Below are 23110 nucleotides of genomic sequence, written 5' to 3'. Positions count from 1 at the left end.
GGCTCAATCGTCAGAAGTTTTATGTTTGTATTCGCACAGATCTTCGATGCGGCAGCTGCCACAGCGCGGTTTACGCGCCAGGCACACATAACGACCGTGCAAAATCAGCCAGTGATGGGAGTCGAGCAGGAATTCTTTCGGTACAAACTTCATCAACTTCATTTCAACTTCCACCACATTTTTTCCCGGCGCGATGCCGGTGCGATTGCTGACGCGGAAAATGTGCGTGTCGACCGCCATGGTCAATTGACGGAAAGCGGTGTTGAGCACCACGTTGGCGGTCTTGCGTCCGACGCCCGGCAGGGCTTCCAGTTCTTCCCGGGTTTGCGGGACTTCACCGCCATGACGCTCAACCAGCAGACGGCAGGTTTCGATGACGTTTTTCGCCTTGCTGTTGTAGAGGCCGATGGTCTTGATGTACTCGGACAGCCCCTCGACACCCAGCGCATGAATAGCGGCGGGTGTATTGGCGACGGGAAAGAGTTTGGCAGTCGCCTTGTTGACGCCGACATCGGTGGACTGCGCCGAAAGAATCACCGCAATCAGCAGCTCGAACGGCGAAGAGTAGGCCAGTTCGGTTTTCGGCTCGGGATTGTCTTCGTGCAGTCGGCGAAATATCTCAAGACGTTTTGCAGCATTCATGGGCGATGCGTTTCCTTGATGACAGAGTTGCGGCGTGTCCACGCCTGACGGGCGGCGAGAAGCAGGCCCAGTAAAACGAAAGCGCCGGGAACCAGCGTAATCAGACGCAGCCCTTCGGGGAACAAAACCAGACCTGGCCAATGCTCCGAAAGGCCTCGGCCAAGGCTGCCATAACCGATAATCTCGCGCAGCCCGCCGACTACCAGCATGAGCGCGCCGAACATGGCGCAGCGTTTGAAGCTGACAGCGACGGGGTCGCGGAAGGCACCGTGGTATTCAAGCACGACGCAGTGCAAGGCGATCAGCCCTATGTAGAGCTCAGACGTCTGCTGCCATGGCAAAAACCAGCGTTGCGCCACAATATCTGCGCAACTGGTCAACGTCGCAGCAAGTATCAGGCTCGCGAGCAAGGCACGGGTGCCCGTCAGGCGCTCGCGCAGCGGCGACATGCAGACGGCAAATACACCGAGTACCGCGCTGAGCATCAAGGTTATCCCCAGTGCAGCGCTGAATGTTGGTGTGGCGCCCAGTAGCGGCACCAGCATCAATAAATTCACCGTGCGCTTCATGGGCCAGTCCCCAACAGCAGCGCCCGATGCTCGTCGAAATAACGCAGTGCGTCATGAATTGCGTCAATGGCGGCACGGGAGGTAATGGTCGCGCCAGCGATCTGATCGAACTGCCCCTGATCCTTTTTCAGCGCCCAACCGGCGTCTGTCGGCTCAGTACGGGATTTGCCGACGAAGGCCTGAAGCCAGGCATTCGGCCATTCACCGATGTAACCACCCAATCCTGGCGTTTCGCGCTGCTCAAGGGTTTTCACGCCTAAAAGTTTGCCATTAGCATCAATGGCAATCAGCAGTTCCAGAGTACCTGCGTAACCTTCACTGCGACTGCGCAACAGCACTGCGACTGTCTGTCCGGAGCGGGTCGCTCGATAGCCGCCCGACAGCGTGCTATGGCGCAAAGCAGGCTCGGCGAGCGTCAGCGGTTGCTCCAGCGGCTGATTGTCGTAGAGCGCGGCAGGCATGACATCAAGCAATTTGCGGCTGTCGAGCAAGCGCTGCTCGCTGGCAATCTGCGGTGCACTGCTGCGCTGCAACACGTATGTCGCACTCACGCCAACGAGTGCCAGCAGCACCACCGTCGCGACACTCGCTGAGCGGTTCACGCGTTCACCTTCGATTGGCGGCTGAGGGCGAAGCGTTCGAGTGCCGGCACCAGAAGATTCATCAGCAACACCGCAAACGCGACGCCGTCCGGGTAACCACCCCACGTGCGAATCAGGTAAGTCAGCAGGCCGACGCCAACACCGAACAGCAGGCGGGCAAGGGCGCTTTTCGCGCCGGACACCGGCTCGGTCACAATAAAAAATGCACCGAGCATGGTCGCGCCGCTGAACAGGTGAAACAGCGGCGAACCATGGGAATCCGACCCCGAGCCGTTCCAGCACAACAGGCTGATGACGAACAGACTGGCGAGCATGCCCACCGGTGCGTGCCAGGAAAAGATCCGCCGCTGCAACAGCCACAGGCCGCCGAGCAGAAACGCCAGATTCACCCATTCCACACCGCGCCCGCCGAAGCGGCCGAAGGCCGGGTTGCTGGCGAACAGCTCCTGCATGGTCAGGCTTTTATTGATGCGCAGACTGTCCAGTGCCGTGGCTTGCACCCAAGCGTCCGGCGCCTGCGCTGGACTGAAAACCTGTTGCAGCGCCGCAAGAAAGTCCAGGCCATGAGCGGGCCAATGGGTCATCGCTTGCGGGAACAGCACCATGCTCAGGACAAAGCCAAGCATCGCCGGGTTGAACGGGTTTTTGCCGACGCCGCCATACAGATGTTTGCCGAACAACAGACCTGAAGCGGTCGCAATGACCGTCAGCCACCAAGGGCAATAAGCCGGCAGCGCGGCGGCCAGCAACATCGCACTGACCAGCGCGCTGCCATCACGCATTGCCGCTTGCACCGTTTGCCGACGCAGACAGGCGACGCCCGCTTCGACGAGCAAAGCACTGACAACCGCCAGGGAAAGGTTGATCAACACGCCCCAGCCATACAGCCAGAACAAAGCGAGCAGCCCCGGCAGCGCTGCGAGCAGCACGGTATTCATCGCCTGTTGCAGGCGATCGTCCGCTGCCTCAAGGGGTGGCATGGTCTTGCACCTGGCGCTCGGCGTCAGTCACGGCTTGCTCCAGGGCTGCGATCTGCTCCGGCGCAGACTCCGCTGCCTGAGCCTTTTTCAACTCGGCGCGGCGCATGGCCAGTTGAATTTTCGCCCGTTTCAACTCCGCGTCGTTGCTCGGAGCAGAAACGGCGGGAATCACCGGTTGGCTGCTTTCCAGCTTCGCCAGCGCTTGCTCGGCGGCTTCGAATTGTTGCTGCAGGACGATCAATTGCGACTGCTGCTCGAACGTCGGCGGGTGACCGAAGGCTTTCAGCGATTTGTGCAGTTGCGCTCGACTCATCGCCACATCGACCTTGGCCTTCTTCAGCGCCGCATCGGCGTTAGCGGCTTTTTGTGCGCGCACCCGCTCAAGTGCAGCCTGCACCGGATCGGCGGTCGAGACTTGCGATTGTGCCGCACGGGCGGCTCGCGCTTCACGTTCAGCCTGCTTTTGCTGTTCTTCATGCAGCAAGCGCTGGTTGCGTCGCTCGAAACGCTGGCGCGCATGGTCACGCTTTTCAGCGCGTGCGCGCTGTTCTTCGAGATCGAAGGCGAGACCGCCAACCACTGGGATCGTGTTCGCAGGCAAAGGATGCATTTCTATGCAGTCGACCGGGCATGGCGCAACGCACAGATCACAACCGGTGCACTCGTCGATCAGCACCGTGTGCATGAGTTTTGCCGCGCCGACGATGGCGTCGACCGGGCAGGCCTGAATGCATTTGGTGCAGCCGATGCATTCGGCCTCGCGGATGAAGGCGATTTGCGGCGGTGCCGGGCCACGGCTGATGTCCAGTTCCAGGACCGGTATTTTCAACAGATCGGCCAGGGCGGCGATAGTCTCCTCGCCGCCCGGCGGGCACTTGTTGATCGGCTCGCCATCAACAATGCCTTGCGCATAGGGTTTGCATCCGGGATGGCCGCACTTGCCACATTGGGTCTGCGGCAGCAGGGCATCGATGCGTTGAATCAGACTCATGTTTTGATCAATCCACTGAATCCGAGAAAAATCACTGCGACCAGTCCAGCGCTGATCAGATCGATCGGCAGGCCGCGAAAGGGCAGGGGAATATCGTTGTCGACCGTGCGCTCGCGCAGGTCGCAGAACACACTCAATACCAGCCAGAAACCCAGCCCTGCACCCAAACTCAAAGCTGTCGCGTGCAGCAGGCCATGATCGTTTTGCGCATTGATCAACGCCAGCCCGAGTACGCCGGCATTGCCGAGCAGCAGCGGCCACAATCCAGCGAACGGCCAAACCGGCAGACTGCGCGCCAGCAGCTTCAGCAGCGGCGCGATCAACAACACACTCAACGGCAGAAACACGAACAGGCGCAGCGCTTCAAGCTGCAACGGCAGCAGTATCCACTGCCAGATCGCCTGACCGATAACGCCGACCACCACCATCAGGCACAACGTCGCCAATCCCAGCGCATGGACCTGGCGTCGGCTGCCCGCCAACAGCGGAGCGACGCCCAGCGGCCAGTGCAACACCAAGTTGTTGAGCAGCGCAGCACTGATCAGCGTTAACACGAGTTCGGTCATGGTTCTGCCAGCGAAACGGGCGGGTGTCTCTTAAGGGTAGGCACTATCGGGCCAGATATGAAAAATCCCACCGGCATGCAGAGCACGTCGGTGGGATCGTTTTACGGCAACCTCTTACTTGATGCGCTGACCCGGCTTGGCGCCGCTGTCCGGGCTCAGCAGGTAGATCTCTTCACCACCAGGGCCCGCCGCCATCACCATGCCTTCGGAAATACCGAACTTCATTTTCCGTGGCTTGAGGTTGGCGATCATCATGGTCAGGCGACCGTCGAGCTTGGACGGGTCCGGGTAGGCGCTCTTGATCCCGGAGAACACGTTGCGTTGCTCGTCACCGATGTCCAGGGTCAGGCGCAGCAGCTTGTCCGCGCCTTCGACGTGTTCGGCCTTGACGATCAAAGCGACGCGCAAATCGATGGCGGCAAAGGCGTCGAAATCGATTTCCGGCGACAGCGGATCCTTGGCCAGTTCGCCGTTGCCCGCAGGCTTGGCTTCGCCGGTGTCGGTCTGGCTGGCGGTCAGGTCTTCTTTCGATGCGTCGGTCATGGCTTGCACTTTTACCGGGTCGATGCGGGTCATCAACGGTTTGAATTCGTTGAGCTGGTGATTAGCCAGCAGGGTGGTGTGGTCATTCCAGGTCAGCGGCGCGACGTTGAGGAACGCCTCGGCATCAGCGGCCAGCAGCGGCAGTACCGGTTTGAGGAAGATCACCAACTGGCGGAACAGGTTGATGCCGGTGGCGCAGATCGCCTGGACTTCATCCTGCTTGCCTTCCTGCTTGTTCAGCGACCACGGGGCCTTGTCGGCGATCCACGCGTTGGCGCGGTCAGCCAGGGCCATGATTTCACGCATCGCGCGGGCAAAATCGCGGGCTTCGTAAGCGTCGGCAATGCTCGGTGCGGCAGCGAGGAAGGCCTCGGTCAGCTCCGGCGCGGCATTGTTGTCGACCAGCAGGCCGCCGTTGCCTTTGTGGATAAACCCGGCGCAACGGCTGGCGATGTTGACCACTTTGCCGACCAGGTCGGAGTTGACCTTCTGCACGAAGTCTTCGAGGTTCAGGTCGAGGTCGTCGACGCCACGGCCAAGCTTGGCCGCGTAGTAATAGCGCAGGTATTCCGGCGACAGATGATCGAGATAAGTGCGGGCCTTGATGAAGGTGCCGCGCGACTTGGACATTTTCTGGCCGTTGACGGTCAGGTAGCCGTGCACGTTGATGCCGGTCGGCTTGCGGTAGCCGGCGCCTTCAAGCATCGCTGGCCAGAACAGCGCGTGGAAATTGACGATGTCCTTGCCGATGAAGTGATATAGCTCGGCAGTCGAGTCCTTGCCCCAGAACGCGTCGAAGTCCAGCTCCGGCGTACGGTTGCAGAGGTTCTTGAAGCTGGCCATGTAACCGATCGGCGCATCCAGCCACACATAGAAATACTTGCCCGGCTCGCCCGGAATCTCGAAGCCGAAGTACGGCGCATCGCGCGAGATGTCCCACTGCTGCAGGCCGGCATCCAGCCATTCGGCGATCTTGTTGGCCACGGCGTCCTGCAGGGTGCCGCTGCGGGTCCAGGCCTGAAGCATTTCCTGGAAGTCCGGCAGCTTGAAGAAGAAGTGCTGGGAATCCTTGAGCACCGGTGTGGCGCCGGAGATCGCCGACTTCGGATCCTTCAGGTCGGTCGGTGCGTAGGTCGCGCCGCATTTTTCGCAGTTGTCGCCGTACTGGTCTTCGGTGCCGCATTTCGGGCAGGTGCCCTTGATGAAGCGGTCGGCCAGGAACATTTTCTTTTCCGGGTCGAAATACTGCGTGATCGAGCGCTGGGCGATGTGCCCGGTGTCACGCAGCTTGAGGTAGATCTGGCTCGACAGCTCACGGTTTTCTTCGGCGTGAGTGGAGTGGAAATTGTCGAAATCGACAAGAAAGTCGGCAAAGTCGGCGCTGTGTTCAGCCTGTACGTTGGCGATCAGTTGTTCCGGGGTGATGCCTTCCTTTTCCGCGCGCAGCATGATCGCCGAACCGTGGGCGTCGTCGGCGCAGACATAAATGCATTGGTTGCCGCGATGCTTCTGGAAGCGCACCCACATATCGGTCTGGATGTATTCCAGCATGTGGCCAAGGTGGATCGAACCGTTGGCGTAGGGCAGGGCGCTGGTGACGAGGATCTTGCGTGGCTCGGACATGGGGCTTCGCTACTTGATGAAACGGAGGTCGGCCACTATAAAGCGCCGGCGCATATTTTTCACCCCTGCGCCACTGGGTACTTTGAGAGCTCGTGTGGTGAGGGGATTTATCCCCGCTGGGTGGCGAAGCCGCCCCAAAAACGCAAATTTCGATGCATCAGACAGTCGGAGTGCAATGGCTTTACGACTGCTGCGCAGCCGAACGGGATAAATCCCCTCACCACAGTGGCTTTTCAGCGCAAGTAATCTGTTCGCCTCAAATCGGTGTCCAGCGTACGATAGCCGCCATCTTTTCCAGTCTTGTTATCGGAGTTGCCCATGAGCGCCGTCACTCGCGCAGCGGTGGAAGCCGTCCTCAGCCAATACACCGACCCTTACCTGAACCAGGACCCGGTCAGCGCCGGGTGCGTGAAAAACATCGAGATCATCGGTGACCGCGTCAATGTGCAGCTGGAAATCGGCTACGCCGCCGGCCTGTTCAAGAGCGGCTGGGCGCAATTGCTGCAACTGGCCATCGAAAACCTCGACGGCGTGGTCATCGCTCGCGTCGAGGTCACCAGCGTGATCGCCGCGCACAAGGCCCAGGCACAGATTCCCGGGCTGGCCAACGTCAAGAACGTCGTCGCCGTCGCTTCCGGCAAGGGCGGAGTGGGCAAATCCACTACGGCTGCCAACCTCGCGCTGGCGCTGGCCCGGGAAGGTGCCAAGGTCGGCATCCTCGACGCCGATATCTACGGCCCGAGCCAGGGCATCATGTTCGGCATTCCCGAGCGCACCCGGCCCGAGGTCAAGGATCAGAAGTGGTTCGTGCCGCTCAAGGCTCACGGCGTGGAAGTCATGTCGATGGCCTTCCTGACCGACGACAACACGCCGATGGTCTGGCGCGGGCCGATGGTTTCCGGGGCGCTGCTGCAACTGGTCACGCAAACCGCGTGGGGCGATCTGGATTATCTGGTCATCGACATGCCGCCAGGCACCGGCGACATTCAACTCACTCTGGCGCAGAAAGTCCCTGTGGCGGGTGCGGTGATCGTCACCACGCCGCAGGATCTGGCACTGCTCGACGCACGCAAAGGCGTGGAAATGTTCCGCAAGGTCAACATTCCGGTGCTCGGCGTGGTGGAAAACATGGCGGTGCACATCTGCTCTAACTGCGGGCATGCCGAGCATCTGTTCGGTGAAGGTGGTGGCGAGAAACTGGCCACCCAGTACGGCGTCGAATTGCTGGCCTCGCTGCCGCTGTCGATGCTGATCCGCGAACAGGCCGATGGCGGCAAGCCAACCGTGATCGCCGAGCCGGACAGCCAGATCGCCATGGTCTATCAGGAACTGGCCCGCCACGTCGGCGCGCGCATTGTCTTGCAGGAAGCGGCCACGCCGGCGATGCCGAATATCACCATCAGCGACGATTGATCCATTAGCGGCGCTGAAAAACCTGTGGGAGCGAGCCTGCTCGCGAAAGCGGTAGATCAGACAACCAATGGGTTGAATGACACACCGCATTCGCGAGCAGGCTCGCTCCCACTTTGGGTTTTGTAATGCTACTTAGATTCGCAAGCCGCCATCCATCTCCAGAATCCGCCCGGTGTAGTAGTCGTTCTCGAAGATATACGCCGCCGAATGGGCGATCTCTTCGGGCTTGCCCATGCGCTTGAGCGGAATGCCCGACGTCATCTTCTCCAGCGCTTCCGGTTTCATGCCCAAAGTCATTTCGGTTTCGATGAAGCCCGGCGCAATGCCCGCGACGCGAATGCCGTAACGCGCCAGCTCCTTCGCCCAGGTCACGGTCGCCGCTGCGACGCCGGCCTTGGCTGCGGAATAGTTGGTCTGGCCGACGTTGCCCGCACGGGAGATCGAGGAAATGTTGATGATCGCACCGCTGTTTTTCAGCTCGACCATCTTCGCCGCCACCTCACGGGTGCAGAGGAACACGCCGGTCAGGTTGACATCGATCACCGCCTGCCACTGGGCCAGGCTCATCTTGGTCATCTCGCCGTCCTTGACCTTCAACAGCAGACCATCGCGCAGGATCCCGGCGTTGTTGATCAGGCCGTGGATGGCGCCGAAGTCTTCGGCCACTTGCGCGACCATGTGCTCGACCTGTTCTTCATTGGCGACGTTGCACAGGTAGCTGCGCGCTTCGACACCCTTGGCTTTGCAGGCGGCCACGGCGGCGTCGAGTTTTTCCTGATTCAGATCGACCAGGGCCAGTTTCGCGCCCTTGCCGGCGAAATACTCGGCCATGGAACGGCCCAAACCCTGGCAACCGCCGGTGATAATGATTACTTTGTCGTTGAGTTGCATTCGCATGTCCCGCTGGCAGGTCTGAGTTGTTTTTGTTGTCGGCAACGCTCGATCGGCACCGGTCCGGCCTGGTAGCACACGAACATTTGCCCGATGCGCGCCGGTTACTTTTCGCTGCGCGCCTGTCCGTTTTCTAGACGGAACCCATTTAAGGAGTCACAAATTGAGCGCTGAAGTGGCGAAGAATGCCCGAGAATTGCTTCTCAAGGAATACCGTGGAGTGCTGTCGACCCACTCCAAATCGATGCCGGGTTTTCCCTTTGGCTCGGTTGTGCCGTATTGCCTGGATGAGCAGGGCCGGCCGCTGATCCTGATCAGCCGCATCGCCCAGCACACGCATAACCTGCAGAAAGATCCGAAGTGCTCGATGCTGGTGGGCGAGCGCGAGGCCGACGATGTGCAGGCGGTCGGGCGTCTGACCTATCTGGCCGAAGCGCAGAAGCTCGCAGAACCGGCAGCCATCGAGGCTGCCGCCGAACGCTATTACCGCTATTTCCCCGACTCGCAGAATTATCACCAGGCCCACGATTTCGATTTCTGGGTGCTCAATCCGGTGCGCCATCGCTACATCGGCGGCTTTGGTGCGATCCACTGGATCGACGATCTGACCTTGGCCAACCCGTTCGCCGGCAAGGCTGAAATCAGCATGGTCGAGCACATGAACAGCGATCACGCCAAGGCCATCGCCCATTACGTCGAGCTGGCCGGGCTGCCCAACAGCACGCCGGCGCAACTGGCCGGCATCGACAGCGAAGGCATGCACCTGCGCATCGGTCAGGCCGTCTACTGGTTGCCCTTCGCGGCGCCATGTAATACGCCGACACAAGTGCGCGAGGCCTTGGTTTCTCTGGCTCACGCCCAGTCCTGGCCGAAAAAAGCGCAAAGTTAAGCTTGAATTCACGCAAGGGCGACGTCATCTAAGGCTTACTGCAAGGCATTTCTTGCGTTGAGGAAACTTTGATGCGCCCTTTTCTGTTGCTCTTTCTGCTGTTTCCAGTGCTGGAGCTGTTCGTATTCGTCAAAGTGGCAGGCTCTATCGGGTTCTTCCCGGCCCTGCTGCTGATCATTCTCGGCTCGATGTTCGGTGTGTTCGTGCTGCGCGTCGCCGGTCTGGCCACCGCATTGCGTGCCCGGGAAAGCCTGAATCGCGGCGAGTTGCCCGCGCAGACCATGCTCGAAGGCCTGATGCTGGCACTGGCCGGCGGCCTGTTGATCATTCCCGGCTTCATCAGTGACGTGGTCGGTCTGGTGATGCTGTTGCCGGTCACCCGTCGTCTGCTGGCGAACAAAATGCGCCAGCGTGCTGAAGACCAGGCCATGCGCCAGCGTGCCTTCGCCGACGACCTGCAACCCCGTGGCGGCCCGGCCCCGCGCGAGCCGCTCGGTCGGGAGCCGAATGTGATCGAAGGCGAGTTCGAACATCGCGACAACAAGTGACATCAGCATCGACACGGCACCTGCGGGTGCCGTGCTCGTTTATGGCTGTTATTTACCGTGTCTGGATGAAAAATTTTTTCCGCCAGCCCTTGTAATCGGCTTGTACGCCCCTATGTATCGGTCACCGAAAGGTTTCCGGTATTCAAACCGGACAGACTTGCGCGGTTCGCTCGACGGACCGCAACCGGCGCAGGCCGGATTCGTTAAACCCGCCGGGACTACACCGGCCGATGAAAACCACAATTAGGAGAGATCGACAATGAAGCTTCGTCCTCTGCATGACCGCGTCGTCATCCGTCGCAGCGAAGAAGAAAAGAAAACCGCTGGCGGTATCGTCCTGCCAGGTTCGGCTGCTGAAAAAGCCAACCACGGTGTGATTCTCGCTGTAGGCCCGGGCAAAGCTCTGGAAAACGGTGAAGTGCGTGCACTGTCCGTGAAGGAAGGCGACAAGGTTGTGTTCGGTCCTTACTCCGGCAGCAACACTGTGAAAGTCGATGGCGAAGACCTGCTGGTAATGAGCGAGAACGAAATCCTCGCGGTTATCGAAGGCTGATATCCCCGTTCATTTTCCCGCTACTACAAAGTATTTAAGGAATATCGATCATGGCTGCTAAAGAAGTTAAGTTCGGCGATGCCGCCCGCACCAAGATGCTCAAAGGCGTCAACGTTCTGGCTGACGCGGTAAAAGCGACCCTGGGCCCGAAAGGCCGTAACGTGGTTATCGAGAAGAGCTTCGGCGCTCCGACCATCACCAAGGACGGCGTTTCCGTCGCGAAAGAAATCGAACTGGATGACCGCTTCGAAAACATGGGCGCGCAGCTGGTCAAAGACGTTGCCTCCCGTGCCAACGATGACGCTGGTGACGGTACTACCACCGCTACCGTTCTGGCTCAGTCGATCGTCAACGAAGGCCTGAAAGCCGTCGCTGCCGGCATGAACCCGATGGACCTCAAGCGCGGCATCGACAAGGCGACCATCGCCATTGTCAAAGAACTCAAAGCCCTGTCCAAGCCATGCGCTGACTTCAAAGCCATCGCTCAGGTAGGCACCATCTCGGCCAACTCCGACAACTCCATCGGCGACATCATTGCCGAAGCCATGGAAAAAGTCGGTAAAGAAGGCGTGATCACCGTTGAAGAAGGCTCGGGCCTGGAAAACGAACTGTCGGTTGTAGAAGGCATGCAGTTCGACCGTGGCTACCTGTCGCCATACTTCGTCAACAAGCCGGACACCATGGTTGCCGAGCTCGACGGCCCGCTGATCCTGCTGGTCGACAAGAAGATCTCGAACATCCGCGAAATGCTGCCAGTGCTGGAAGCCGTTGCCAAAGCCGGCCGCCCACTGCTGATCGTGGCCGAAGACGTTGAAGGCGAAGCCCTAGCGACTCTGGTTGTGAACAACATGCGTGGCATCGTCAAAGTCGCTGCCGTCAAGGCACCGGGCTTCGGCGACCGTCGCAAGGCCATGCTGCAGGACATCGCCGTTCTGACCGGCGGTACCGTTATCTCCGAAGAGATCGGTCTGAGCCTGGAAAGCACCACCCTGGAACACCTGGGTAACGCCAAGCGCGTCACCCTGTCCAAGGAAAACACCATCATCGTTGACGGTGCTGGCGTGCAGGCAGACATCGAAGGCCGTATCGCTCAGATCCGTGCCCAGGTTGCCGAAACTTCCTCGGACTACGACCGTGAAAAACTGCAAGAGCGTCTGGCCAAGCTGTCCGGCGGCGTTGCAGTGATCAAGGTTGGCGCTGGTTCCGAAGTTGAAATGAAAGAGAAGAAAGCCCGCGTTGAAGACGCCCTGCACGCAACCCGCGCAGCCGTTGAAGAAGGCGTGGTACCTGGCGGTGGCGTGGCGCTGATCCGTGCTCTGGAAGCACTGACCGAGCTGACCGGCGACAACGCTGACCAGAACGTTGGTATCGCTGTGCTGCGTCGCGCTGTTGAAGCGCCGCTGCGTCAGATCGCTGCCAACTCCGGTGACGAGCCAAGCGTAGTCGTCAACGAAGTGAAGAACGGCAAAGGTAACTTCGGTTACAACGCAGCTTCCGGCGAATACGGCGACATGATCGAAATGGGCATCCTGGACCCAACCAAGGTAACCCGTTCGGCTCTGCAAGCTGCAGCCTCGATCGGCGGTCTGATCCTGACCACCGAAGCAGCGGTTGCCGACGCACCGAAGAAAGAAGGTGCAGCTGGCGGCGGTATGCCAGACATGGGCGGCATGGGTGGCATGGGCGGCATGATGTAAGCCAGCCCTGGCCCTGTAACGCAAAACCCCGCTGGCGAAAGTCAGCGGGGTTTTTTTATTGCCCCAATTCCGGGGTGGGCTACAGACGGAGGTGTGGCCATCGCTGGCAAGCCAGCTCCCACAGGAATCCAAGGTCAGGCACATAGTGTGTGAACACCCTCAGTCCCTGTGGGAGCTGGCTTGCCAGCGATGGCGTCCGATCAAGCGCTGACGGGGAGTGCTTTGACAACCGTCGAAGTCTTGCCAGGCGGGCGATACAGCACCCAGTAATAAGCCCCCAGGCAAATCAGCCAGCAGAAAATCGCCGTCCACACGTTGTGCGAAAAGAAGTGCGCGCCTTGCATCATGCGACTGATCGAGAACACCGAACCCAGCGCAAAGGCGAACACAAACGCCTGCCGCGCCAGTCGTGGACGGCGGTCGCGCAGCACGAAGAACAGTGCAAACAGGGTGAACCCGGTCGCCGCGTGGCCGCCGGGCCAGCAACGTCCCGGCTTGTCCGTGGCGGGGCGATGTTCCATGAGTTTGCTGTAGGTCTCGTGACCGCCGAATTGCTCCAGGCTCCATGGGCACTGCACAGCGGTGACGGCTTTGACCGGAGTGACAAATGAAGTCGCCAGCCCCAGCGACAGCACCAGGCAGCCGAGTTCGCGCTTGAACGGTTTCAGCCGTTCGATGAAAAACGCGCCGATAAAACCCAGAATGGCAAACACCGAGAAGCCGATCACCAGCTGTTTCGCCCGGTCATGCAGGATGTCTTCAAGAAAAAAGCTGTGCCGTCCGACGAAATCCCCGGCGACCGGGTCGTAGAACATTTGCGCCAGAACCATGTCCAGATCGGTCAGTTCGAGCAACAGCAGAATGATCGCCGCCGCTGCGGGAATGCCCAGACACAACCACCAGTTCAGCGGTCTTGAAGCGGGAAGGGCAGAGGTCGACACCATGGCAGGTTCCTTGGTCGATGAACGGAGGAGAGAGCGTAACCGCGCGGAGTCTGCGCGCGCTGGCGTCGGCGATTTGTTAACCGAAAGTGAAAAAAACGTCGCAGCGCGCGCAGTGCAGGTTTATCGAAAAACGCCCCTAGCCCTGAGCCATACTTGGCCGTAAGCTGCGCGGGCCAAGACGGCCGTTACCCCGTTCGGAGGAGATGTCCATGCGAATTCTGCTGGTCGAAGACAACCGCGACATCCTGGCCAATCTGGCCGATTACCTGGGCCTCAAGGGCTATACCGTCGATTGCGCCCAGGATGGTCTGTCCGGTCTGCATCTGGCGGCGACCGAGCATTACGACCTGATCGTGCTCGACATCATGCTGCCCGGCATCGACGGCTACACCTTGTGCAAGCGTCTGCGTGAAGACGCCCGGCGTGACACGCCGGTGATCATGCTGACCGCCCGCGACCAACTCGACGACCGTCTGCAGGGCTTCAAGTCCGGCGCCGACGATTATCTGATCAAACCGTTTGCGCTGTCCGAGCTGGCCGCCCGCGTCGAAGCGGTCATGCGCCGTGCTCAGGGCGGCGGTCGCCGCGCATTGCAGGTCGGTGACCTGAGCTACGACCTCGACACCCTGGAAGTGACCCGCGAAGGCAAGCTGCTCAAGCTCAACCCGGTGGGTCTCAAGCTGCTCGCGGTGTTGATGCAGAAGAGCCCGCACGTGCTGCGTCGGGAGATTCTCGAGGAAGCGCTGTGGGGCGATGACTGCCCGGACAGCGACAGCCTGCGCAGCCATGTTCACCAATTGCGCCAGGTGATCGACAAGCCATTCGCCAAGCCACTGCTGCACACCGTGCACGGTGTCGGTTATCGCTTGGCCGAGGGCCGAGATGGAGTTTAAGCAGAGTCTTTCCCAGCGGATCATCATCGCCTTTGCGTTGATGAGCGCACTGGTCGCCGGCGCTTTCGCCATGGGCATCGTTGCGACGGTGCACCTGGTGGAAGAGAAACTGATTTCCGCAGGGCTGGGCGGCGACCTGCAACGTTTGCTGCTGATGGACAATGTCTCCGACTGGAGCCATCGGCCCGAGCCGGATCAGTTGTTCTACTTCAGCGGCGGGCCGGGTGATTTCGACCTGCCCAAGGATCTGCGTCACCTCGATGCCGGTTTCCATGAGGTCTTTCGCGAGCAGCTGTCCTATCACGCCATGGTCGAAGTGGTGGATGGTCGGCGTTATGTCTTGCTGCAGGACCAAAGCGATTTCGAAGAGCGCGAGCGCGTGCTGTTTGCGGTGGTGCTGGTGGGCTTCGTGCTCAGTCTGGCGCTGGCGGTGTTTCTTGGCTGGGTGCTCGCGCGCAAGGTGATGGCGCCGGTGGTGCGCCTGGCGCGGCAGGTGCGGCATCGCGACCAGCTGCTGGGGCTGGCGCCGCCCCTGGCGCCGGATTATGCAGCGGATGAAGTCGGTGAACTGGCGGTGGCGTTCGATGCCACGCTGGGGCGCTTGCGTCAGGCGCTGAACCGCGAGCGTTTGTTCACCAGCGACGTCAGCCATGAATTGCGCACGCCGCTGATGGTCCTGGCCAGTTCCTGCGAACTGCTGCTGGAAAACCCCGGTATCGATCAGCGCGGTCGCGCTCAGGTCGAGCGTATTGCTCGGGCCAGCGAGGAGATGCGCGAGCTGGTGCAGACCTTCCTGATGCTGGCACGCGCACAGAACGAAGAGGCCGGCGCCGCGCCGCAGCAAAACCTCACTCAAGTAGCCGAAAGCCTGCTGTGCCTGTGGCGCGAGCCGATCGAGCGCAAGGGCCTGACGCTGATGTTCGAGCCGGGCGATCCACCGGACACACGTTACAACGCGACTTTGCTCAATGCGGTGATGGGCAACTTGCTGCGTAACGCACTGCATTACACTGAAGAGGGCTTCATTCGCCTTACCCTTACCGCCAGCGGCTTCATCGTCGAGGACTCAGGGGTAGGTATTCCTGAGGAAAAACGCGAGGCGATGTTCGAGCCGTTTGTGCGCGGTAGCGAGAAACGTGGAGAGGGTCTCGGCTTGGGCCTGTCGCTGGTCCAGCGCATCTGCGAAAACCAGGGCTGGACAGTCAGCCTGAGCACGATGGACCCCAATGGCTGCCGATTCGAGGTAGATCTTGGCGGGAATACCGGCAAATAGTGGCTCGAGGCTACTCCCGCCCACCTGTCTAAATCCTGTATAACGTTGTAATACTTCTCAGATTTACCTGACAGAATTTTCACAATTGGATGACCTGACGCTGACACGCCGCTGTTTAAGGTGGTTTCATCAGAACAGGAGTCCAGATGATGGCCGACCCGATCAAGCTCGATTTTTCCGAAAAGTACGACGACCAACACGCACAACGTTACCTGCGCAAGCACAAGGAAAGCGTTGGCCGCCGCCTGTCGCACTGGCGCGACGAGCAATTGGGTCGCAAGGCTCTGGCGCTGGCGGGGGATCCCGGCCTGGTGCTGGATCTGCCCTGCGGTGCCGGACGCTTCTGGCCAATGCTCGCGGAGAAACCCAACCGGGTAATCATCGGTGCGGACAATTCCGAGTCGATGATCAACACCGCGCTGCAAGGGCAACCAGCCGATGTGGTCAAGCGTGTACAACCGCTGCACACCTCGGCGTTCGATATTGCCCTGCCGGATAATGCGGTCGACAGCATCTTCTGCATGCGCCTTCTTCACCATATCGGTGAAGCCGAGCACCGCAAGGTGATCCTGCGTGAATTCGAGCGGGTAACCCGTGACAGCGTGATTGTTTCATTGTGGGTCGATGGCAACTTCAAGGCTTGGAAGCGCAAGCGCGCCGAGCTCGACCGGCCGAATCGTGATTACCAGAATCGCTTTCTGATTCCGGCGGCGACGATCGAAAAAGAATTTGAACAGGCGGGTTTCCGCATTCAGGAACAACTGGACTTTATACCGCTCTATGCGATGTGGCGGGTTTACGTATTACGCAAGAGGTAGAGGATGGCAGTGCAAGCAGCAGTTGAAGCGAATGTCGCTCCACAGGACGGTTTCGATTATTACTGGGCCCAGCGTGGCGAATGGGTGGAAGAGCCCAACGTGCGCCGTGGTGGCGAAAGTGGTGTGCAGCGCATCATCGGCCGTGACGGCCAGTTGCTTTACGCCAAGCGCCAGACCGGGCACATCTATCGCAGCTGGTTGCACCCCTTCGGTCGCCCGACCGTATTGCGTGAACTCGATGCGCTGACCGGCGTGAGCAAACTCGGCGTGCGCGTACCGCAAATCGTCTTTTGCGGCGCTCAGCCTGATCCGCAACACAAGTGGCGCGCGCTGCTTGTCACCAAATCCCTCGACGGTTTCCAGGAGTTGGAGCAGTGGCTGGCCGCTGCCGGTGGTCGCGATCAATGTGGCGACGTGGTCTACGAGAAAGTCCTCAAGGACCTCGCCGAGAACCTGGCGCGCATGCACAAGGGCCGCTGGCAGCACAGCTGCATTTACATCAAGCACGTTTTCGTTCGCGTCACCGGTGAAGGCGAAGCGGCGAAGGTTGAAGTGGCGCTGATCGATCTGGAAAAGTGCCGTCAGCGTCTGACCCCCTATCGCGCCGCGCAGCATGACATGAAGCAACTGCGTCGCCATTCGTCGTTCCGCGATGCCGACTGGAAAAAACTCGTCTACTTTTATGAGACGGCGTTTGGCAGCGCTATCAAAGGTTTATAGCGATGAAACTCGAAATTGCACGAGGTTTGTTCCTGGTCGGGGCCTTGGCAGTTGCTTCACTGGCGGTGGCTGCCTGGGAGCAGCCGCGCATGCAGGTCATAGGGGCGTCCGGGAACGACGCTCATTGTTCGGTTCCACGGGTGGCGAAGGCCTCCGTGGCGACCCAGCCCGATCATGATTTGCTGTTGTTCATGTTCGGACTGTCTCAAGGGATGAGGCCAGCCAGTTGACACGCTTCAAGCCCAAATAAAAGGCCTCGCAATTGCGAGGCCTTTTTTATTCCACAACTTTCAAGATACATATCGTCCTCTGTGGGAGCGAGCCTGCTCGCGAAGGTGTGTCAGTCGACATCAATGCAACTGAAATACCGCATTCGCGAGCAGGCTCGCTCCCACAGGGAAATGTGCTTATCTGGCATCTGGCTTAGCAAGGAAGGTATAAACACACGGCAGCACGAACAGCGTAAACAACGTGCCAATCGACATCCCCGTGGCAATCACCATGCCGATATCAAAACGGCTCACGGCTCCCGCCCCGGTGGCCAGAATCAGCGGCACCATGCCGAACACCATTGCCGCCGTTGTCATCAGCACCGGGCGCAAGCGAATTGCCGCTGCTTCCTCCACCGCTTCACGGGCGCTCAGGCCCTTGTCCTTGCGCAACTGGTTGGCGAATTCGACGATCAGGATGCCGTGCTTGCTGATCAGGCCGATCAGCGTCACCAACCCGACCTGGGTGTAGATGTTCATGCTCGACCAGCCAAGGAACAACGGGATCAGCGCGCCGCAGATCGACAGCGGTACGGTCACCAGAATCACCAACGGATCGCGGAAGCTTTCAAACTGTGCGGCCAGCACCAGAAAGATGATCGCCAGCGCCAGGGCGAACGTGACCCACAATGCGCTGCCTTCCTGCACGTACTGGCGCGAGGCACCACCGTAATCGAAGGCAAACCCGGCCGGTGCTTCTTCGCGGGCAATCTGTAGCACGGTGTCGATGGCTTCGCCCATGCTCACCAGCGGGAAACCGGAAATCTTCGCCGCGTTGAGCTGCTGGAACTGATTGAGCTGGCGCGGCCGTGCGCGGTCGCTGACCTTGATCAAGGTCGACAGCGGCAGCAATTCGCCCTGAGTGTTTTTCACGTAGTAATTGTTCAGCCAGTCCGGGTTGTCGCGGTAGGCCCGTTCAACCTGGGCGATGACCTTGTAGCTGCGCCCGTCGATGGTGAAGCGGTTGATCTCCGCCTCGCCGAGCAAGGTCGCCAGCGTGCTGCCGAGGTCAAGCATCGACACGCCCATCTGCGCGGCCTTGTCGCGGTCGATATCGACCACTACTTCCGGCTTGTCGAATGCCAGATCGAGGTCGACGAAGGCGAACTTGCCCGACTCCATGGCGCGTTTCTCGATGCGCTCGGCGACTTGCAGCAGCAGCTCGTAGTCATTGGCGGTGTTGATCACGAATTCGAAGGGCAGGCCTTCACCGGTGCCGGGCAGGGAGGGCAGGTTGAAACCGAAGATCTGCAGGCCGGGAATGCTCTCCAGTTTGCTCTGCACCTCGGGGAGGATTTCCATCTGCGTGCGGCTGCGCTCATTCCACGGCTTGAGCAGGAAACCGCCGATACCGGCCTGCACGCCGCTGTAGCCGTTAATCTGGAACGAGGAGTAGTACTCGGGAAACTCCTTGAAGATGGTGATGAACTCGTCGGTGTAGGTGCTCAGGTAGTCGAGGTTGGTCGGCTGCGGCGCGCTGGCCATCATGAAAATGATGCCCTGGTCCTCGTCCGGGGCCAGTTCCGACTTGGTGAACTTGAGAAACACCGGAATCAGGCACAGCACGATCACTGCAAACACCAGCACGACCGGCCGAGTATTCAGCGTGCCATGCAGCATGCTTTGATAACGGCGCTTGAGGCCTTCAAAGACTCGGTCGAGACGATGGGCCAGGCCGCTGGGATTCTCTTCGTGGCGCAGCAGAAACGCGCACATCATCGGCGACAGTGTCAGGGCGACGACACCGGAGATCACCACCGCGCCGGCCAGGGTCAGGGCGAACTCCTTGAACAACGCCCCGGTCAGCCCGGTGAGGAAACCGATCGGCGCATACACCGCCGCCAGGGTGATGGTCATCGACACCACCGGCATGGCGATTTCCCGGGCGCCTTCCAGGGCTGCGTCGAACGGCGTCTTGCCTTCCTCGATGTGCCGGTGGATGTTTTCCACCACGACAATCGCATCGTCCACCACCAGACCGATGGCCAGAACCATGGCCAGCAGCGTCAGCAGGTTCATCGAGTAACCCATCATCTGCATGAAGAACATCACGCCGATCATCGACAGCGGAATGGTCACCACCGGGATCACCACCGAGCGCAACGCGCCGAGGAACAGGAACACCACGACGATGACGATCAGTACCGCTTCGAACAAGGTCTTCACCACCTCATCGATCGAGGCCTGAATGAACAGCGTGGCGTCGTAGGCGATCTCGCTTTTCAGATTCGGCGGCAGCTGCGCTTCCAGCTCGGGCATCAGCTTGCGCACTTCCTTGATCACGTCCAGCGGGTTGGCGCCGGGGGTGGCCTTGATGCCGATGTACACCGACGGCGTGCCGCCGAACGAGCTGATCGAGTCGTAGTTTTCCGCGCCCATTTCCACCCGCGCGACATCACGCAGCAGCACGCGGCTGTCACCATCGACCTTGAGCGGAATCGCCGCGAAGGCCTCGGCGGATTTCAGTTCGGTGTTGGCGTTGATGCTGGTGACGGTGTACTCGCCTTTCACTTCGCCCGCCGCCGAGAGGAAGTTGTACTGGCGCACCGCCGCAGTCACGTCGGCGGCACTGAGGCCAAAGCCGGCGAGTTTCACCGGGTCGAGCCACAGGCGCATGGCAAACACCTGGTTGCCGAGAATCTCCGCTTCGGCCATGCCCGGCAGCGTCGCCAGTTTTGGCTGGATGACCCGCGACAGGTAGTCGGTGATCTGCGGGTTGCTCAGGTCCTTGCTGAAGAAACTGATGTACATCAGCGCCGAAGCGTCGGCGGACTCCTTGCTCAGCACCGGGTCTTCGGCGTCCTGCGGCAGCTTGTTCTTCACCTCGTTGGCCTTGGCCAGCAGTTCGGTGAACAAGCGGTCGGTGTTGGCACCGATGCGCGCGTAGATCGAAATCACCGAGAAGTTCTGCCGGCTGACCGAGGTCATGTAATCGATGCCTTCGGCGCTGGCCAGGCTCTGTTGCATCGGCTGGGTGATGTAGCCCTGAATGGTTTCGGCGTTGGCCCCGGGATAAGCCGTGGTCACCGTGATCAGGGCGTTTTCCATCTGCGGGTACTGGCGCAGGGGCAGCTTGCTCCAGGCCTGGAAGCCCAGCAGCACAATCAGCAGGCTGACCACGGTGGCGAGCACCGGGCGGCGGATGAACGGATCGGTAAAAGCCATGGGGATTCCTTGATCAGTCGGCGCGAGGCGGACTGTTCTGCTCGCCGAGGGTCTTGTCGTCGCTGATGGCGATGTGGGCACCGTTGTCCAGTTTGATCTGGCCCGCCGTTACCACTTGTTCGCCGCTCTGCACGCCCTTGTTGATCATCACCAGGCCATCGCGGCGTTCACCGGTCTCGACGAAGCGCCGCTCGGCAATCAGCAGCGGTTGGCCGTTGTCATCCTTGGCAACGCTGCCGTCCTCGGCCTTCTTCTGCCCGACCACGTACACCGAGTTGCCGTACAGGGTGTAGGTGATCGCGCTCTCCGGCACCACGATGTGCTTTTGCGGATCAGGCAGCAGCACTTCCAGGCTGGCGAACATGCCCGGCAACAGTTTGCCGTCGGGGTTGGCGAGGGTGGCGCGGACGAGGATGTTGCGCGTGGTGCTTTCGACGATCGGGTTGATCGCGCTGATCTTGCCGACAAAGTTCTGCCCCGGATACGCGGCGACGGTGAACTGCACGGGCTGGCCGATAGCGAGTTTCGGCACCGCTTGTTCCGGCACGTAGAAGTCAGCGTAGAGGCTGCTCAAATCCTGCAACGTGGCGATTTTGGTACCGCTGGCGAGGTAGTCGCCGACGTCGACCTGGCGGATGCCGATGGTGCCGCTGAATGGCGCGAGGATACGCTTTTTCGCCAGCGACGCGTTGAGCTGATTGACCGTCGCCTTGTTCTTTTGGAGAACGGCGGAGAGGCGGTCGTACTCGCCTTTGGAGATCGCGCGGCTGTCGACCAGTTGCGCGCCACGGCCGAAGTCCAGTTGTGCCAGGCCTAAATCGGCGCGGGCAGTTTCCAGCAGGGCAGTCTCCACGGCGCTGTCGAGTTGCAGCAGCGGTTGCCCGGCCTTGACCTTCTGCCCGGATTCGAATTTGAGTTCAGTGACGGTGCCGGCGACTTCCAGACTCAAGTCGACACCTTGCAGTGCCTTGAGCGTGCCGACGGTGGGCAGGCGCATCTGCCACGGCTGTTCGCCGGCAGTGGCCACGGCGACGCTGATCGGCGGCTTGGGCTTGGAAAAGCCCTGGATCATCGTGTAGATCGAAAAGGCTTTGTATCCGCCCAGTACCAGAACGATCAGCAAAACAACACCCAACATGATCAGCATGCGGCGACGCAGCATATGTCCAGTTCCTTGGATAAATCATGAGACAGGCGGGCACATTACTCCGAGTCAGGTGGGGATTCCAACTGGCAGTTATTACGTGAAGGCCGGATATGAATCCTGTGGCGAGGGGATTTATCCCCGTTGGGCTGCGAAGCGGCCCCCTGAATCCTTCAGTCATACCGCAATTGCAGTTTTAAGGGCGGCTGCGCCACCCAACGGGGATAAATCCCCTCGCCACAGGATGGGGGGCCATCTCAAAAATGGGGGGTATCAGGCCATCAAGTGCAGATGGTTGTCCCAGAGCCCCGCCGGCAATTCCAGCGGCTTGGCCAGCAGTTGTTCCTGGCGGCAATCGTAGTAACGGCAACGGCCCTGACCCGAGGTCACGACAAAGCCATCCTTTACCGCACCGACGCCGGCGCAATCCGGCAGCGGCGCATCGAGGCGCAGTTCGCCGCTGTCCAGATCCCAGATAAAGAAGCGATTGCCGCGCGGCGCCGTCAACGCGACCAGACGCAGATCGCTGTGCACGGCGACGCTGGCGGTGTAGTGACCCATCGCCTGCAACTGATCATCCGCTACCGGGAACGCCACGAACGCTTGTCCCGGTCGCTTGATCGCCAACAGCTCCGAGCGCTCGTGGGACGGCCCCATGAATTGCTGACCGGCAACGATGGTGCCGTCACTGGCGATGCCCAGGTGGCGCACGCTGTTCATCTGCTGGGCGAGGGTTTCCTTGCTCAGCAACGTGCCGTCGCGCTGCATCAACACCAGACTCGGTTCCATGGCGTTAAGGTTCATGTCGACGCGGCTTTCCGCCTCGGTGCGAATCCCGCCGTTGGCCACCACCAGCGTCTCGCCGTCGGGCATCCACGACACCTGATGCGGGCCGAGGCCATGGGTGGAAATCTCGCCCGTGTGCACCAGCCGCTCGCCTTCGAACTTATACACACCGAGCAAACCGCGACCAGGATCGGTCGTATCGTTTTCGGTGGCGTACAGGTATTCGCCGTCCTTGTGCACCACGGCGTGGCCGTAGAAGTGCCGGTTCGGCTGCGACGTCACGGTCTGCAGCAACGTGCCGTCGCGCAGGTCGATCAGGTAACTCTCGGTACCCGGACGCCGCGCGACGAACAGCGCCAGCGGCTGTGTTGGGTGGTTGATGATGTCGTGGCAACGCTGACCGACGTGGGTGGCGAACACCCGCGTACCGTCGAGCCGATAACCGACGGCGTAATGCTTGCCGTCGCTGTCATCGCGCGCCGACAGCAACAGCGGGCTCTGATCCTTGCGTTTGAACAGCGTCCAGCCGCCCAGCGTCACTGCTCCCAGCAGTGCACTACCTAAAGTCAGAACCTGACGTCGCAGCATGGC

The 23110-nt window shown here is 60.3% G+C and carries 22 protein-coding genes; 10 read left to right on the top strand and 12 right to left on the bottom strand.

Annotated features, from left to right (window positions below):
* Positions 1-3: 3 nt before the first annotated feature.
* The 7 genes from nth to metG all read right to left on the bottom strand — a co-directional run bounded on the left by nth (position 4) and on the right by metG (position 6516).
* A complete protein-coding gene (gene nth / locus BXA01_RS09860; RefSeq protein ID WP_016773410.1) occupies positions 4-642 on the bottom strand; it encodes an endonuclease III in 639 nt (212 codons plus the stop codon).
* Entirely contained in the window at positions 639-1211 is a 573-nt protein-coding gene (locus BXA01_RS09855; RefSeq protein ID WP_056790011.1) for an Rnf-Nqr domain containing protein, read from the bottom strand. Before BXA01_RS09855 ends, nth begins: the two co-directional genes overlap by 4 nt.
* Positions 1208-1813: an RnfABCDGE type electron transport complex subunit G gene (locus BXA01_RS09850; RefSeq protein WP_076564002.1), complete on the bottom strand. Its 606-nt coding sequence runs from the start codon at positions 1811-1813 to the stop codon at positions 1208-1210. The genes BXA01_RS09855 and BXA01_RS09850 overlap by 4 nt, the downstream gene beginning before the upstream one ends.
* On the bottom strand, positions 1810-2793 hold the full coding sequence (locus BXA01_RS09845; RefSeq protein WP_076564001.1) for an RnfABCDGE type electron transport complex subunit D: 984 nt from the start codon (positions 2791-2793) through the stop codon (positions 1810-1812). Before BXA01_RS09845 ends, BXA01_RS09850 begins: the two co-directional genes overlap by 4 nt.
* Entirely contained in the window at positions 2780-3784 is a 1005-nt protein-coding gene (gene rsxB / locus BXA01_RS09840; RefSeq protein ID WP_076564000.1) for an electron transport complex subunit RsxB, read from the bottom strand. Before rsxB ends, BXA01_RS09845 begins: the two co-directional genes overlap by 14 nt.
* Entirely contained in the window at positions 3781-4350 is a 570-nt protein-coding gene (locus BXA01_RS09835; protein ID WP_076563999.1) for an Rnf-Nqr domain containing protein, read from the bottom strand. Before BXA01_RS09835 ends, rsxB begins: the two co-directional genes overlap by 4 nt.
* A 114-nt stretch (positions 4351-4464) precedes the next feature.
* Positions 4465-6516 carry a methionine--tRNA ligase gene (gene metG / locus BXA01_RS09830; protein ID WP_076563998.1) on the bottom strand — a complete coding sequence of 684 codons (2052 nt, stop codon included), beginning with the start codon at positions 6514-6516 and terminating at the stop codon, positions 4465-4467.
* Between the two features lie 318 nt (positions 6517-6834).
* On the opposite strand from metG, the gene apbC reads away from it, so the two are divergent.
* A complete protein-coding gene (gene apbC, locus BXA01_RS09825; RefSeq protein WP_024014150.1) occupies positions 6835-7929 on the top strand; it encodes an iron-sulfur cluster carrier protein ApbC in 1095 nt (364 codons plus the stop codon).
* Positions 7930-8061: 132 nt separating this feature from the next.
* Here apbC and BXA01_RS09820 read toward each other — a convergent pair whose 3' ends face one another.
* Positions 8062-8820: an SDR family oxidoreductase gene (locus tag BXA01_RS09820; RefSeq protein ID WP_041479858.1), complete on the bottom strand. Its 759-nt coding sequence runs from the start codon at positions 8818-8820 to the stop codon at positions 8062-8064.
* 163 nt (positions 8821-8983) lie between these two features.
* On the opposite strand from BXA01_RS09820, the gene BXA01_RS09815 reads away from it, so the two are divergent.
* From BXA01_RS09815 to groL, 4 genes are all read left to right on the top strand, one after another.
* Positions 8984-9709 (top strand): HugZ family pyridoxamine 5'-phosphate oxidase, encoded by a 726-nt coding sequence (locus BXA01_RS09815; RefSeq protein WP_056789994.1) that lies wholly within the window; start codon positions 8984-8986, stop codon positions 9707-9709.
* A gap of 71 nt (positions 9710-9780) precedes the next feature.
* Positions 9781-10257, top strand: a complete 477-nt coding sequence (locus BXA01_RS09810) for an FxsA family protein (RefSeq protein WP_016773418.1) — start codon at positions 9781-9783, stop codon at positions 10255-10257.
* A gap of 259 nt (positions 10258-10516) precedes the next feature.
* The gene (locus tag BXA01_RS09805) at positions 10517-10810 is read left to right on the top strand and encodes a co-chaperone GroES (RefSeq protein WP_007916610.1); all 294 of its coding nucleotides are present in this window, start codon (positions 10517-10519) and stop codon (positions 10808-10810) included.
* Positions 10811-10860: 50 nt separating this feature from the next.
* A complete protein-coding gene (gene groL / locus BXA01_RS09800) occupies positions 10861-12507 on the top strand; it encodes a chaperonin GroEL (RefSeq protein ID WP_016773419.1) in 1647 nt (548 codons plus the stop codon).
* Positions 12508-12707: 200 nt separating this feature from the next.
* Here groL and BXA01_RS09795 read toward each other — a convergent pair whose 3' ends face one another.
* Positions 12708-13451: a phosphatase PAP2 family protein gene (locus tag BXA01_RS09795; RefSeq protein WP_076563997.1), complete on the bottom strand. Its 744-nt coding sequence runs from the start codon at positions 13449-13451 to the stop codon at positions 12708-12710.
* Between the two features lie 209 nt (positions 13452-13660).
* Here BXA01_RS09795 and colR point away from each other — a divergent pair, with 209 nt between their 5' ends.
* The 5 genes from colR (at position 13661) to BXA01_RS09770 (ending at position 17385) form a co-directional block, all read left to right on the top strand.
* A complete protein-coding gene (gene colR / locus BXA01_RS09790) occupies positions 13661-14344 on the top strand; it encodes a two-component system response regulator ColR (RefSeq protein ID WP_041479855.1) in 684 nt (227 codons plus the stop codon).
* A complete protein-coding gene (locus BXA01_RS09785) occupies positions 14334-15617 on the top strand; it encodes a sensor histidine kinase (RefSeq protein WP_076563996.1) in 1284 nt (427 codons plus the stop codon). The genes colR and BXA01_RS09785 overlap by 11 nt, the downstream gene beginning before the upstream one ends.
* Before the next feature lie 149 nt (positions 15618-15766).
* Positions 15767-16435 (top strand): class I SAM-dependent methyltransferase, encoded by a 669-nt coding sequence (locus BXA01_RS09780; RefSeq protein ID WP_076567698.1) that lies wholly within the window; start codon positions 15767-15769, stop codon positions 16433-16435.
* A 3-nt stretch (positions 16436-16438) separates the two neighbouring features.
* Positions 16439-17155, top strand: coding sequence for a lipopolysaccharide kinase InaA family protein (locus BXA01_RS09775; protein WP_076563995.1), 717 nt, complete (start codon positions 16439-16441; stop codon positions 17153-17155).
* A 2-nt stretch (positions 17156-17157) separates the two neighbouring features.
* The gene (locus BXA01_RS09770) at positions 17158-17385 is read left to right on the top strand and encodes a hypothetical protein (protein WP_016773424.1); all 228 of its coding nucleotides are present in this window, start codon (positions 17158-17160) and stop codon (positions 17383-17385) included.
* A gap of 177 nt (positions 17386-17562) precedes the next feature.
* Here the strand turns inward: BXA01_RS09770 and BXA01_RS09765 are convergent, their stop codons facing one another.
* From BXA01_RS09765 to BXA01_RS09755, 3 genes are all read right to left on the bottom strand, one after another.
* A complete protein-coding gene (locus BXA01_RS09765; protein WP_076563994.1) occupies positions 17563-20589 on the bottom strand; it encodes a multidrug efflux RND transporter permease subunit in 3027 nt (1008 codons plus the stop codon).
* Between the two features lie 13 nt (positions 20590-20602).
* Entirely contained in the window at positions 20603-21751 is a 1149-nt protein-coding gene (locus tag BXA01_RS09760; RefSeq protein ID WP_076563993.1) for an efflux RND transporter periplasmic adaptor subunit, read from the bottom strand.
* A gap of 255 nt (positions 21752-22006) precedes the next feature.
* The gene (locus tag BXA01_RS09755; RefSeq protein ID WP_076563992.1) at positions 22007-23107 is read right to left on the bottom strand and encodes a DUF1513 domain-containing protein; all 1101 of its coding nucleotides are present in this window, start codon (positions 23105-23107) and stop codon (positions 22007-22009) included.
* Positions 23108-23110: the final 3 nt, after the last annotated feature.

The organism is Pseudomonas sp. B10 (genome assembly GCF_900156235.1).
GTDB lineage: Bacteria > Pseudomonadota > Gammaproteobacteria > Pseudomonadales > Pseudomonadaceae > Aquipseudomonas > Aquipseudomonas siliginis.
Note: the sequence above shows the minus strand (reverse complement) of the source record. Positions and strands in the feature narration are given on the sequence as shown.